The sequence below is a fragment of the Candidatus Eremiobacteraceae bacterium genome, assembly GCA_035314825.1.
In the GTDB taxonomy this organism is placed as follows: Bacteria; Vulcanimicrobiota; Vulcanimicrobiia; order Eremiobacterales; family Eremiobacteraceae; genus JAFAHD01.
Genome location: DATFYX010000071.1, coordinates 50404 through 64708, shown reverse-complemented (window position 1 = coordinate 64708; position 14305 = coordinate 50404). Strand labels below are relative to the sequence as shown.

At 63.5% G+C, this 14305-nt stretch carries 9 protein-coding genes; 8 read left to right on the top strand and 1 reads right to left on the bottom strand.

Annotation, left to right across the window (positions count from 1 at the left end; translation table 11 throughout):
• The first annotated feature begins 229 nt into the window (after nucleotides 1-229).
• The 8 genes from VKF82_09875 to VKF82_09840 all read left to right on the top strand — a co-directional run bounded on the left by VKF82_09875 (nucleotide 230) and on the right by VKF82_09840 (nucleotide 13106).
• Nucleotides 230-1072, top strand: coding sequence for a 3-hydroxybutyryl-CoA dehydrogenase (locus VKF82_09875; protein HME82372.1), 843 nt, complete (start codon nucleotides 230-232; stop codon nucleotides 1070-1072).
• Nucleotides 1069-2304 carry an acyl-CoA dehydrogenase family protein gene (locus VKF82_09870; protein HME82371.1) on the top strand — a complete coding sequence of 412 codons (1236 nt, stop codon included), beginning with the start codon at nucleotides 1069-1071 and terminating at the stop codon, nucleotides 2302-2304. The genes VKF82_09875 and VKF82_09870 overlap by 4 nt, the downstream gene beginning before the upstream one ends.
• Nucleotides 2305-4072: 1768 nt before the next feature.
• Nucleotides 4073-4876, top strand: a complete 804-nt coding sequence (locus tag VKF82_09865) for a methyltransferase domain-containing protein (protein HME82370.1) — start codon at nucleotides 4073-4075, stop codon at nucleotides 4874-4876.
• A 46-nt stretch (nucleotides 4877-4922) separates the two neighbouring features.
• Nucleotides 4923-6062, top strand: coding sequence for an ADP-forming succinate--CoA ligase subunit beta (gene sucC, locus VKF82_09860; GenBank protein HME82369.1), 1140 nt, complete (start codon nucleotides 4923-4925; stop codon nucleotides 6060-6062).
• 1 nt (nucleotide 6063) lies between these two features.
• Complete coding sequence (gene sucD / locus VKF82_09855) at nucleotides 6064-6948, top strand: succinate--CoA ligase subunit alpha (protein ID HME82368.1); 885 nt, start codon at nucleotides 6064-6066, stop codon at nucleotides 6946-6948.
• A 226-nt stretch (nucleotides 6949-7174) separates the two neighbouring features.
• Entirely contained in the window at nucleotides 7175-10870 is a 3696-nt protein-coding gene (locus tag VKF82_09850) for a carboxypeptidase regulatory-like domain-containing protein (GenBank protein HME82367.1), read from the top strand.
• A gap of 136 nt (nucleotides 10871-11006) precedes the next feature.
• On the top strand, nucleotides 11007-12074 hold the full coding sequence (locus VKF82_09845; protein ID HME82366.1) for a hypothetical protein: 1068 nt from the start codon (nucleotides 11007-11009) through the stop codon (nucleotides 12072-12074).
• Between the two features lie 156 nt (nucleotides 12075-12230).
• The gene (locus tag VKF82_09840; GenBank protein ID HME82365.1) at nucleotides 12231-13106 is read left to right on the top strand and encodes a helix-turn-helix domain-containing protein; all 876 of its coding nucleotides are present in this window, start codon (nucleotides 12231-12233) and stop codon (nucleotides 13104-13106) included.
• 2 nt (nucleotides 13107-13108) lie between these two features.
• On the opposite strand, the gene VKF82_09835 is transcribed toward VKF82_09840, so the two are convergent.
• The gene (locus tag VKF82_09835) at nucleotides 13109-14257 is read right to left on the bottom strand and encodes an acyl-CoA dehydrogenase family protein (protein HME82364.1); all 1149 of its coding nucleotides are present in this window, start codon (nucleotides 14255-14257) and stop codon (nucleotides 13109-13111) included.
• Between the last annotated feature and the right edge of the window lie 48 nt (nucleotides 14258-14305).

Below are 14305 nucleotides of genomic sequence, written 5' to 3'. Positions count from 1 at the left end.
TAGGCTTGTCCTTCCGGCGGACCCGGTGCTATCCTCACAGAGCGGTGGCGCTCGATGCGCGAAGCCCTGAGGCCGGGTCTGCGGAGACTTCCGGAGAGCGCAGGTTCCCGGAATTTCCGGCCTCGACGGGCGCGGAGCAGTAGGTCAGGATGGATTGCGCCGCATCGAACGATACCGCGACGATGGCCGCCCGAAATGGCGGCCTTCTTTTTTGGAGTATTAAGGGCGGATGACGATTCTCGTGGTCGGCGCCGGGCAGATGGGATCCGGCATCGCACAGGTCTGCGCGGCCGCCGGCTATCCAGTGCTGCTGCACGACGTGGACGAAGCCGCGTATAAGCGCGGGCGCGCGACGATCGAGAAGAACCTGTCGCGCGCGGTCGACAAAGGCAAGATGTCGCGCGCGGATGCGGATGCTGCCCTTGCACGCATCACCTTTCACAGCGATCTAGGCGCGCGCATCGACGCCGGCATCGCGATCGAAGCCGCCAGCGAGGACGAGGCGCTCAAACTCGCGCTCTTCCGGCGCATGGATGCCGCGCTGCCGCCCGCAGCGATCCTCGCCAGCAACACCTCGTCGATCTCGATCACGAAGCTCGGTGCCGCGACCAAACGCGCCGAGCGCGTCATCGGCATGCACTTCATGAATCCGGTGCCGGTGATGAAGCTGGTCGAGATCATCCGGGGGCTTGCCACCTCGGACGAAACGTATGCGTCCACAAAACTGCTCGCCGAACAGCTCGGCAAGACGCCGGTCGAGGTCAATGACTTCCCGGGCTTCGTGAGCAACCGCGTCCTCATGCCGATGATCAACGAAGCGATCTACGCGCACATGGAAGGCGTCGGCAGCGCCGAGGCCATCGACACCGTCATGAAGCTCGGCATGAACCACCCGATGGGGCCGCTCGAGCTGGCAGATTTCATCGGCCTCGACACCTGCCTCGCGATCATGCAAGTGCTCTACGACGGATTCTCGGATCCCAAGTACCGGCCGTGTCCGCTGCTCAAGAAGATGGTGGCGGCGGGGCGCCTCGGCAAGAAATCCGGACGCGGTTTCTACGAGTACACATGAACTTCGAATTGACCGACGACCAAAGAGCCGTGCGCGACATGGTCGCGGCGTTCACAGCGCGCGAGATCACGCCGCACGCAGGCCGCTGGGATAAAGATGGCGCCTTCCCGACCGAGTTGTTCGCCAAGCTCGGCGACCTCGGCATCATGGGCATGTCGGTCTCAGAGCGTTACGGCGGTGCGGCACTCGATGCGGTCAGCGTCGCCCTTGCGATCGAGGAGCTGAGCAAGGGCGATGCCGGCGTCGGGGTCACCGTCTCCGTGCACGCCGGTCTCATCACGCGTATCATCGAGCAGTTCGCGTCGGAGGACCTGCGCGCGCTGTACCTGCCCAAGATGTGCGCCGGCGAATGGCTGGGCGCATTTTCGCTGACCGAGGCGGAGGCCGGATCGGATGCCGGTGCGCTGCGCACGCGCGCGCAACGCCACGGCGACAGCTACCTCCTCAACGGCACCAAGCAGTGGGTCACCAACGGCAGCCGCGCCAAAGTCTACGTCGTCTTCGCGCGCACCGGCGGACCCGGGCCGCGCGGCATCTCCGCGTTCCTCGTCGATCGAGACACCCCAGGGCTCACGCTTGGCCGCAAGACCGACAAGCTCGGCATCCGATCGTCGGACACCGTCGATCTGGTGCTGCGAGATGCGCGCGTGCCCGCCTCGCGGCTGCTGGGCGACGAAGGAGGCGGGTACAAGATCGCGTTGGCCAACCTCAGCGTGGGCCGGCTCGGGATCGCCGCGCAAGCCGTCGGCATACTGTCGGCATGCCTGGATACGTCGGTGCGGTACGCGCTCGATCGCTTCCAGTTCGACCGTCCGATCGGCGCCTTCCAGGCGGTCTCGTTCAAGGTCGCGGACATGGCGATGGATCTTGACGCTGCGCGCCTGCTGCTGTATCGCGCGGCATGGCAGAAGGATCAAGGTGCGAGCAGCATCGACGCCTCGTCGAAAGCCAAGCTCTTCGCCTCGAGCGCGGCGCGCAAGCATGCGGCCGAATGCGTGCAGATCCTCGGCGGCTACGGTTATACGACCGAATTCCCGGCTGAGCGCTACTACCGCGATTCCAAGATCACCGAGATCTACGAAGGCACGTCGGAAGTGCAGCGCATCGTGATCGCCCGCGAACTGCTCGGGCGGCTCGACGAACGCACCTCGACGGGCCGGCCCAAACGCAACGGTGGACGCGCTGCCGATGGAGCGCGCGAGCCCGGCGCCGACAAGCCCACCGGCGGATGAGACCGCGCAGATGACGCAGGCACGCACGCCAGCCAACTTCGAGGATCCGGCCGCCTACGAGCGGTTCATGGGGCGTTGGCGAAGCCCGAGCCGGAGGCGATGGGCGCGGAGCGTCCAAGTTAGATTAACAGACGACGGGGGGCGCTCGTTATGCCAAATCGAGGATCGCTTTTCGCATTCTTCGCGTTGGTCGCAGCCGCGTTAACGGTTGCCTGTTCTAGTCACTCACCCGTACTGCCCCCGGCTCCGTCGAGCCAGCGCCCCGCCGCCGTTGCCTCGCTGGCAGGTCTAGGCCTCAAGGCAGTCCCCTGGCATCGTCCGTTGCTCCCTGAGCCTGCACTGGATCTATAGCAGCATCGCTGGCAACTACGGTAACGCCAGCACGATTTATGTGCTCGCCGAAGTTCTCGGCCACGTTCAAGGGGATACGGTCGATTCGTTTCAGGGCGCAGGTTCGGTTCCCGTTTCCTACAATGTGCTGGGTCCGACGAACGTATCGATGACTTCAACGACAGGGAGCGTTCAGCTCGGCGCCGCCTATTCCGAGGGCGGAGCGCTTGCGCTAAGTTTCGGAGACGTGCCCCCCGGAACGCCAGGAATAAGCTGGATCTTTGTTGCGACTGGCCCATCCGGCGTGGATGGAGACATCAGTGCGATCCAGGTCCTGACGACCAAACAAAAACAGACCGTGGCTTCGACCGCGCCTCCCACCGCGGCTCCTGTGGACAACACCGGGTCGACCTACCGGTTGGACGAACCAATTCCTGGAGACATCTTGTATGCAAACACGTCGTCGCCACTGCTCGCGGGGGCAAATGGGACGTGGTCAAACATCGACGCGCCCGTAAAGCCTCTATGGGATCTGAGCTACTTTTCACGTAGCGATCAGTTTCAAACTTGGTTCGTCTATAAGCCGAGGATTGCGAACAGCATTTGGGTGCCCTTGGGTTACGTACCATGGAATTGGTCTGGGACGGCGACATTGTCGGGCGGAACTTGGACGCTGTCGGGCCAGACGTGGTCGCAAAACCCCGCCGCAACCATACCGAACGCCTACACGTCCATACCGTTCCCCCAGTGGTCAGGACATCTGCCCTAGGGCGAGTCGCCTGTAAAGGAGAAAGGCCGATAATGCAATTGTTTGTGACCATTCTAAGCATTACGGCGATGACGCAGCCGTCCGCGACACTGGCTTGGATGGCTGCCGCCGCTGCTTACACCCAGCCAGCCAGCATTGCCGTTACGTTGATACCCGAGACGACGTCCTACAAAGCGGGAGATACGGTCCGGGTTAAGATCGTCGTGCACAACTTATCAGGGACGCCACTTAGCCTACTCTTTTCCGGTCCGCAGAATGACTCGCAACTCAGCGTACGAGATGCCACGGGCACGCTTGTCACTCCTGACACGCGACCAAGTGGACCCTTGTTGAACACAAGCGGGTCGGTTATGCCCAGGGCGCTGCAACCAGGAGAGACCGTTTCCGACACAGAGTACGCTTTGGGGATGCCTCCGGACATTCAGTCCAGTTCCGAATTTAGTCAGGGATTTGTTCCAACGGCGTGGTGGGGCTACACGCTGAGTAAGCCAGGACGCTACACGGTTGTCGCGCGCCGCGTACTTGTTGCGCCAGGGGTGTCGCCGAGCACATCCGCGGGCATATACAGCCCCTGGTCCAACCCAGTCGCCATTACCATCACATCCTAAGGTGCCAGTCGGCGCCTCCCCACCGCCTCGGGCAAAGCCGCCGAGCCGTGAGGCCGTCTAGGTGACGCAGGCACGCACGCCAGCCAACTTCGAGGATCCGGCCGCCTACGAGCGTTTCATGGGGCGCTGGTCGGCGAAGCTCGCGCCGCTGTTCCTCGATTTCGCGCAGGTGCACGACGGCGACCGCATTCTCGACATCGGATCGGGCACCGGCAATCTCGCGCTTGCCGTCGCCGCGCGCGCACCGCGCGCGAAACTCATCGGCATCGACCCGTCTGCGACATACGTGGCGTTCGCACGGCGCCGCGAGGTGCCGCCGCAGTTCCAGTTCGAAGTCGGCGATCTCTCGTCGCTGCGCTTTGCAGATGATTCCTTCGACCGCGCGCTGTGCCAATTGGTCCTCAATTTCATCCCGGATTGCCGCGGCGCGCTTGCCACGTTGAACCGCGTCGTCCGGCCCGGCGGCACGATCGCGGCGGCGCTGTGGAACCTGGGCAACGGCATGGACATGCTCGACGTCTTCTGGCGAGCGGTCGGACCCCAACGCGAGGACGTCAGATTCGGCGAACGCTCGGCTGCGTTCACGAAAGAAGAGATCGTCGCGTTGTTGAACGAGGCGGGGCTCGCAGACGTCGTCACCGCCGATCTCGCGATCCAGATGGACTTTGCGTCGTTCGAAGACTATTGGTCGCCGTTCTTGCTCGGCCAAGGCCCGGCCGGCGCGTACGCCGCGTCGCTGGCGGATGACGAATGCAGCGCGCTTGCCGCACGTCTGCGCGACCAACTCGGCATCAAACGGGCCGACGGCACATTCTCGCTCGCGGCGCGATCGTTTGCCGTACGCGGCACCGTAGTCCCGCGATAGCGCGGCACTGTAGTCCCGGGCTCTTGAGCCCGGGGATCGAGGAACGATGAAGCTGCTCGAATACCAAGGCAAAGAACTGTTCGCTGCGGCCGGCATCCCAGTGCCGGCGGGCAAGGTGGCGCAGACCGTGGACGAAGCCGTCGCGATTATGCGCGCGAATCCGGCGCCCAGCGTCGTCAAAGCGCAAGTGCTGATCGGCGGGCGCGGCAAAGCCGGCGGCATCAAATTCGCCAACGATGAGCGCGACGTCGTGGAGCCCGCCACAGCGATCCTAGGGATGAACATCAAGGGTGAGATCGCCAAGCGCATCTGGATCGAGCAGCGCGTCGACATCGTCAAAGAGCTGTATCTCTCGATCACCGTCGACCGCCAGAGCAAGCGGCCGATCATCATCGCCTCGGCGATGGGCGGCATGGACATCGAAGAAGTCGCTGCCACCCACCCCGATGCCATCGCCAAGTACCGCATCGACCCGGCCATGGGCTATTGGCCGTTCGTGGGGAGGCGGGTCGCCAGAGAGGCGCACATCCCTAAGGAAGCGAGCGGTCAATTCGTCGACATCCTAGGCAAACTGTACAAGCTGTTCTTCGACGTCGGCGCGATGCTGCTCGAGATCAATCCGCTCGCCATCACCAAAGACGGACGGGTCATCGCTTCGGATGCGAAGGTCGACATCGACGACAACGGATTGTTCCGCCACAAAGAGCTCGAAGCGTGGAAGACGGACCTGCCGAACGACCCGCTCGAGGAACGCGCGCGCAAGGTCGGTCTCGCGTACGTCCATCTCGATGGCGACGTGGGCATCATCGGCAACGGCGCCGGGCTCGTGATGGGCACGCTCGATGCGGTCAAAGCCGCAGGCGGCGAGCCTGCGAACTTCCTCGATGTCGGCGGCGGCGCCAAGGCGGACATCGTGCGCGAAGCCGTCAACATCGTGACCGCCGATCCCAAAGTGAAATCGCTGTTCATCAACATCTTCGGCGGCATCACGCGCGGCGACGAAGTGGCCAAGGGATTGGTCGAAGCGCTCGGCGGCGGTTCGTGGAGCAAGGACAAGCTCGTCATCCGCTTGACAGGCACCAACGAGAAGGAAGGCCGCGCGGTGCTGCAGGCCAACGGCATCAAGTCCGTCGAGACGATGAACGAGGGCGCGAAGCAGGCCGTCGCGCTTGCCGGAGGGGCGTGACGTGTCCATCTACTTGAACAAAGCGTCCAAGGTCATCGTGCAGGGAATCACCGGGCGCGAGGGCCTCTACCATGCGAATCGGATGCGCGCGTACGGCACCAACGTCGTCGGCGGCGTCACGCCGGGCAAGGGCGGCCAAAGCGTCGAGCAGTTCGACGTCTTCGACACGGTCAGCGAAGCGCGCGCGAAGATCGGTGCCGACACGAGCGTCATCTTCGTGCCGCCGCCGTTCGCCGCGGACGCGATCCTTGAATCAGCCGATGCCGGTATCGCGCTGATCATCTGCATCACCGAAGGTATTCCGGTGCACGACATGCTCAAGGTGATGTCGGTCATCCCGCCGTCGGTGCGCGTGATCGGTCCGAACTGCCCGGGCGTCATCACGCCCGGCGAAGCGCTCGCCGGCATCATGCCGGGCCACGTCTTCAGCCACGGGCGCGTCGGACTGATCTCGCGCAGCGGCACGCTGACGTACGAGATCGTCGACCAGCTCACGCGCGCCGGCATCGGCCAGAGCACGTGCGTCGGCATCGGGGGCGATCCGATCATCGGCACGGTGTTCGTCGACTGCCTGCAGGCGTTCGAACGCGACGACGCGACCGACGCGGTCGTGCTCGTTGGCGAGATCGGCGGTACGGATGAAGAAGATGCGGCGGCGCTGATCCGAGACAAGCAGATCGTGAAACCGGTGGTCGCGTTCATCGGCGGCCGCTCCGCGCCCGAAGGCAAGCGCATGGGCCACGCCGGCGCGATCGTCAGCGGCGGCGGAGGCACCGCGAAGGCCAAGATCGCCGCGTTCGAATCGGTGAACGTTCCGGTGGCTGAAAGCCCGGCCGATATTCCGTCCCTCATCGCGGCGGCGATGCGCCTTCCGGCGCGCGTCTAAAAGACGAAACTGAAAGGCTGAAAACGCCCGTTTTGCGGCTCGCCGGACTCCGGCGGGCCGCAAGGTTAAAGGAGCCTTAGGAAAGAAATTGTGGGACATGCAGGCCTATACCGCTCGTGGTGTAGTCTGTTTTGCAGTATTCGAGCGGCTGAAAAGATGGGTCACCGTCCGAATCGGCGCGCGGATCTGCAACACTCGCTTCTCTTAAGAAGGAACCTGTAAAACCATGAAAGGTTTGCTGAGAATTGCCTTCTTAACTCTCTTGGTATTGCTCGTCCAGGGAACATGGGCACTGGCAGGCGTTACCGGAGGGTTAGACGGCACGGTTCTGACCGAGCAGACGCACGCACCGGTCGCGCAAGCGAAGGTGACCGCGTCTTCGGCCAGCCAGACCTCAAGCACAACGACCGACAATGGTGGTCACTTCGGTTTCGTCTCGCTGGTCCCCGACACGTACGCCGTGACGGTGGCCAAAGAAGGCGTCATCGAGACGTTCGTGCAGCGCGGCGTCACCGTGCTGGCGGACCAAGTGCAAACCCTCACGCTCGTCGTGAAGCCGTCGATCAAGACTCTAGCGACGGTCACATCGCGTGCGTCATCCGACCTCATCAAGCCCGGCACGACTGCCAACGTCTACTCGGTCAACTCGGCCGCGCAGGCGCGCACCGCGGTGCTCGGCGGCGGCGGCGGCGCCAACCAAGGCTACTCCGCCATCGCGGCGCTTCCCGGTGCATACGTTCCGCCCGGCAACAGCGGCTGGTTCCAGACCGTCAACATCCGTGGCGGCGACTACGACCAGGTCGGCTACGAGTTCGACGGCGTGCCGGTGAACCGGTCGTTCGACAACTACCCGTCGACCAATCTCTCCGCCATCGGCCAGCAAGAGCTGCAGCTCTATACGGGCGCTGCACCGGCCTCGGCTGAGGGCCAGGGCCTGGCGGGCTATATCAACCAGGTCATCAAGAGCGGCACCTATCCGGGATACGGCAACATCGATCTCGGAATCGGCGGCCCCAGCCTGTACAACAAAGCGAGCATCGAATTCGGCGGTGCGACGCCCAACCGCAACTTCTCGTACTACGTCGGTGTGGGCATCATCAACCAAAATCCGGACTTCTATGACACCCACAACGGCGTCAGCCAGAACTCGACCTACGGTCTGGTGTACGACATGGCGAGCGACGGCCACAAGTGCGGGTCCGCGAATGCGTCGAACTACGTGCTCTGCTACGCCAACGCCGCCAACTCGATTCTCGGCGTCCCCGTCGGACCGGGCGGCTATTACCTCGGTCCGGTCAACATCCTCACGCCGAAGAACATCGAAGATCGCGAAAACGTCTTCAACTTCCACTTCGGCATCCCGCACAAGGGCGACACCGGTAAAGACGACATCCAGCTGCTGTATGACACCTTCCAGTTGTACACCAATTTCTACAACTCACCTAACGACTGGGGCGGCCCAAGCTTCTTCGCGAACAACCCCGGCAGCATCGAGGGCCCGGGCCAACCCTTCTACTACTCGGGAGCGCAGTATACCGGGCCGGTCGGCGGCCTATTCACTGCTGCGAACCCTGGCGTCGCCAATCAAGTGGTGCCCTACGCCTATCCGAACGAAGGAAACGCCTTCTTGAACTCCTCGTTCTCCGGTACGAACATCCCGGGCAATAGTTACGAGGGGTACAGCAACGGCCAGGAGATCTTCAAGCTCCAATACCAGCACAACATCGGCACATCGTCGTATCTGCGCATCTACGGATACAGCCTCTACTCCTGGTGGTTCATCCAAGATCCGCAAGGGGCGTATAATCTGGACTTCGGCCTCGCCCCTGACTACGAGCTGTGGACGCACACGCGCGGCGCGTCGATCAACTACGTCAATCAGCTCTCGCCCAAGAACCTGCTCAACATCGAAGGCACGTACTCGACGGCGAGCACGGTGCGCGACAACAACACGCAGATGTTCAACACGCTGTCCGGTGCCCGCGGCGATGCGGCGCAGCTCGTCAGCGCGACGAATCCGACCAGCGGCATCTGCTACAACATAGCCAACCCCGGCGTGCCTGACTCTTGCCTCAAGGCGAGCAGAAGCGGCGCGCTGAGCGGCAACTACCTCGCGTTCGGCAACTTCACGTGCGGCGCCAACTGCATGGGAGCGATGGGCAACTTCTTCGGCGCGGGCGTCGGCATACCGGCAGTACCCGCCGCCGGGTGCCCTGGCGGCTGCGCGTGGTATGTGACCGAGACCGGTCCGTACGCCACGTTCAACACCGTGACGCCGCGCTTTTGGGGTGTCTCGGCACAAGATACGTGGAAACCGAACGATCGTCTGAACTTCAACATCGGCGTGCGGGATGACATCTATACGTTCGTCTACACGCCGACGGGCACGGGAACGCGTGCGTACTGGTTCAATGCTTGGAACGCGGTGGCGTGCGTCAACCCGCTCGTCAACGGCGGCAATCCCATCGACGAGACGACGATGGGATTCCAGGCGGGGACCCCCTGCTCGGCCCTGGGTGCAGGCTACAGCGCGGCGACGCTGACCGACTCGACCGCCAATGGCGGCCAGATCACGTACAACGAAGTCGAGCCCCGGTTCGGCGGAACGTATACGTTCAGCACGAACGACGTGCTGCGCTTCTCCGCTGGCCGCTATTCGGAGCCGGCCAACGCGGCGTTCCAGCAGTACAACAGCTTGGACCAGGACTTGCCTGAACATCTCCTCGGTTCGCTGTTCTACAAATACGGGTTCACGTCGCCTAACCACGTCGTAAGCCCGTCGATCTCGTACAACTACGACCTCTCGTGGGAGCACCAGTTCGCGAACACGCAGACGTCGTTCGTCCTGACGCCGTTCTTGCGCAAGACGAACAACCAGGTCCAGCAGATCTACATCGCTCCGACCCAGGCGTTCGTCTCCGGCTTGAACGTCGGCAACGAGACGAATCTCGGGTTCGAGTTCTTGACCAACATGGGCAACTTCAACAACAACGGCTGGGCCAGCCAGCTGGCGTGGACGTACACGCACAGCTACATCACGTACAACCCGCTGCCCAACGGCCAGTCCGTGTTGGCGCAAGATAACCTCGACATCCAACACTACAACTCGTTCACCGCGGCGTGCGTCGGTGCGGTGCCGACGTCGAGCCCCACAAGCTTGTGCGGCACGGACGGCGGCGTCAACGCGCTCGCGACCGATGGGAACGGCATCGCCAACCCGTACTTCAACGCCCCGTCGCGACCGCTGCTCAGCTCGACTGCGCAGTATGCGCCGTACGACATCGTTCCGGTGGGCGTACAGCTCTCATCGGTTGGATACGTCGTGCCGGAAGTCGTGACGCTCATCGTCCAGTACAAGAAGGACAAGTGGGCGTTCATCCCGTCCTTCCAGTTCCACGGCGGGCAGAAGTACGGCGCACCCGAGACGACGTACGGCTTCGATCCGAGCTCGTGCAGCAAGGTAGGACTCGCGACGCCGGTCACCGGCGACCCGCGCTACCCGTACGGCGGCAGCGGCAACGCGGCCGACGCGACGACCTGCGGTGGTTCGCTCGTGATTCCGAATCCGTACACCGGCAACTTCGATCAACCCGGTGCATTCACTGAACCGAACCAGTACAGCTTGCACATGGGCATCTCGTATGCCGCAACGCCTCGGGTGTCATACCAGCTCAACCTGGCGAACATCGTCAACCTCTGCAGCGGCGGGTCTAAAGAGCCCTGGACGTTGAACGACAACCACTGGTGCCTCTATGGCAACAGCAGTGGATTCTTCCCGCCAGTGGGCAACTTCTACAATCCTGGGGATACGATCCAGCCGCAGTTCAAGTATCCCTACTTCGTGAACGCGACCGGCGATAACGGAAGCAACGGTACCGTCGTTCCGTTCAACGCCACCTTCAACGTCCAGTTCAAGATGTAAGTCGCACGAACTGGACCCTACGACCGTGGGGCCGCCGGCAGTCAACGCCGGCGGCCCTATGATTTTTCAAAGGGCGTGCCGCTGCGGCGAGCGAAGCCAAGGCCATTCCACCGTTATTGAGAGGATCTTCCGCTTCATGAACGTGCGCGTTGGTTATGCTGTGCTCGTGGCCGTCACACTGGCGGTCGCCCTTGGCGCCGGATGCTCCAACAGCACCACGTCCTCGACCGCCACCCCGACGCCGGTCCCGAGCGGCTCGATCGCACCGGACACGGTCTGGGTACAGGACGCCACGTCGAAAACCGTTCGCTCCTACATGGGCGCATCGGCCGCCAACAGCGGTCTGGTCGCGAGCGTGATCCTGCCCACCAGCGACGTCGCCAACCCGGACGTGGTCTACGATCCGCTCAGCGATACGCTGTGGTATCCGAATCAGAGCGTCCCCAACACCACCAACAACTCGATTGACATCTGGACGCTCGCCACCACCCGCAATAACACGCTGCCGACGTTCACCGTCACCAACGCCGATACGAACAATCTGGAAGGCGCGGCCGTCTATGACGCTGTGCACCACCTGCTGATCGTCGCGCACAACACGGGCAACACGGTGGACGTGTACGCGAACGCGCCGAGCATGACCGGAGCGTCGCTACCGGCCGGTTTTGTCACCCTCAACATCACCGATGCGACCGCGCCTGGCACGCCGCGGCCGCAAGAGATGCTGTACGACGGCGTGCGTGACATCTTGTTCGTCGCCGATAACGGCACCGTCGTCGCGAAGTTCCCAGGTTTTGGCACGGCGGCAGCCGCGCTCTCGGGCGGCACGACCATCGCGCAGAGCCAGTCCACCGCCATCAGCGGGCTGGGCCTTGGCAACGGCACCGGGCTTGCCTACAATTCGGCCTCCGACATCTTGTTCGTCACGGAGGTCTCGCCGCCGCAGATCAGCGTCATCAAGACCGCGAGCACTTTCAACGGCTCCACCACCCACTCGCAGACGCTCACCAACTTCGTGCAGCCCAAGGGCCTTGCGTATGACGTCGGCCGGGATATTCTCTTCGTCTACGATTCGGATGTTTTCGTCTTCCCCAACGCGACGACCGCAAGCGGGAACCAGAACGTGTGGCCGAACCGGCGCATCTTCTTCGATGCCACTACGCCGCTGAGCGGTTTCGGGATCACCGTCGACACCACGCGCTAGAAGAAGAGCGGGCGTGCCCCACGGGCTGGTGCACGTCCGCATGTCCCACACTATCACGGTTGGTTTTCAGGGTCGCGCACGTTCGGACATCCAATAGTACGAACTGACGGGCGCCTGCGCCCAGGTCCGCCCACGCTGCGCGGCAAAAAAAACAGCATGGAACGCCAGTGGGTCAGGGCCGGCGGCGGCAGCGAGATGCAATTCGCGCTGCGCGCGTCGAGCCACGGGCGTTCGTGGACCGGTTTTGATGCTGCGCTTTACGACACGTCGGGCGGGTTCTGCGAGGTTCCCGGCGCCCCGTTTCACCATGTCAGCATGCACGTCGGCAGCCCCGTTGTCGCGACTTGTCGCTGCGACAGCCCCATCAAGCGCCGGCTGCAGTCGTCTGGCGACATCGATTTCGTGCCGCTCGGCTACGCGGCTTCGTGGGAAGACGAAGGCCCGGCGACGGTCTTGGCCATTCGGATCAGCCCATCGCTGATGCGTGACACGGCTGAATCGATGGGCCTTGACGCCGACCGGATCCAGTTCGCGCCCGGGCTCGAGATCCGAGATCCACGCTTGGAGCATATCGGTTGGGCGCTGGCGGCGACACTGGAGGCGGGCGAGCCGGACGATCGACTCTACGCGGACGGACTCGGCACGGCGTTGGCCGTCGGACTGCTACGGCGCCACGCGCGCACCCTTGCCGGCATGCCAAGACACGGCCTCACGCGTCGGCAACTGCGCATCGTCGTCGACTACGTCGACGAACACATCAGCGCGGACCTCTCGCTCGTTGAGCTGGCACGCGTCGCGGGAGTGAGCGCATCGCATTTCAAGGCGCTCTTCAAGCGCAGCATCGGGTCACCCGTCCATCAATACGTCATCCAGCGTCGCGTCGATTACGCCGCGAAGCTGCTATCGCGCGGCATGCTCAAGCTGAGCGAGGTCGCGCTGCAGGCGGGTTTCGCCGATCAAAGCCACATGGCGCGCTGCATGCGCCGAGTCATGGGCATGACGCCCACGACGTTCCTGTATCAATGCCAGTAGCGCTAGAATCCTAGCAGCCGGCCGATCACCATGCGTTGGACCTCGTTGGTCCCTTCGCCGATCTCGTTGATCTTGCAGTCGCGCCAGTAGCGCGCGACCGGATACTCTTCCATGAAGCCGTACCCGCCGTGGATCTGGACGGCGGCATTGGCGCAGCGGCGCGATACTTCGCCCGAGTTCAGCTTGGCCATAGCGGCCGCCATGGCGAAGTCGCGTCCACGGTCCTTGAGCCACGCCGCTTTGAGCACCGCCGTGCGCGCGAGTTCGATCTCGACCGCCATGTCGACGAGCTGGAACTGCACCGCCTGGAATTTGGAGATCGGCGAGCCGAACTGCATGCGTTCTTTCGCGTACCTTGCGCTCGCGTCGTAGCAGGCTTGCGCCAGTCCGACAGAGAGCGCACCGACGCTGATGCGCCCGCCGTCGAGCACGTCGAGGAACTGGTGAAAACCCCGCCCGCGCACGCCCAGCAGGTTTTCCTCCGGCACGCGGGCGTTCGCAAACGATAGCTCGCGCGTATCCGATGCCCGCCAGCCCATCTTCTTATAGGGCTGCGCACGCTGGTACCCCGGCGTGTCCTGCGGCACGACGATGTTGCTGATCTCTGCCTTGCCGTTCGCCCCAACCCCGGTGACCGCGGTGATCGTGACGCCCCCGCTGATGGGCGTCCCCGCGTTGGTGATGAATGCTTTCGTGCCGTTGATGACCCAATCGCTGCCATCCAGGCGCGCGGTCGTCGCCGTCGCGCCCGCATCCGAGCCGGCTTGCGGCTCGGTGAGGCCGAAGGCCCACAACTGCTCGCCGCGCGCCAGCGGCGGGATATAGCGCTGCTTTTGCGCCTCGCTGCCGAACATCAGGAACGGCGCGGTGCCGAGCGAGACGTGGGCGGCCATCGTGATGCCGACCGAGGCGTCCGCACGGCCGATCTCCATCACCGCCAGCGCGTACGAGACCGTGTCGGCGCCGGCTCCCCCGTATTTCTCAGGGATCGGCAGCCCGAGCAGCCCCAAGTGCGCCATCTTGCGCACGCATTCAAGCGGGAATTCCGCCTTTTCATCCCAGCGCGCAGCATGCGGCGCGACTTCGCCGTCCGCGAATTCGCGGCACAGCTTTTGGACGTCCAACTGATCGGGCGTAAGATCGAAATCCATCGCGCGATACGGTTCGGATGCAGCCCCGTCTTTCCCGCCGATAGGGCC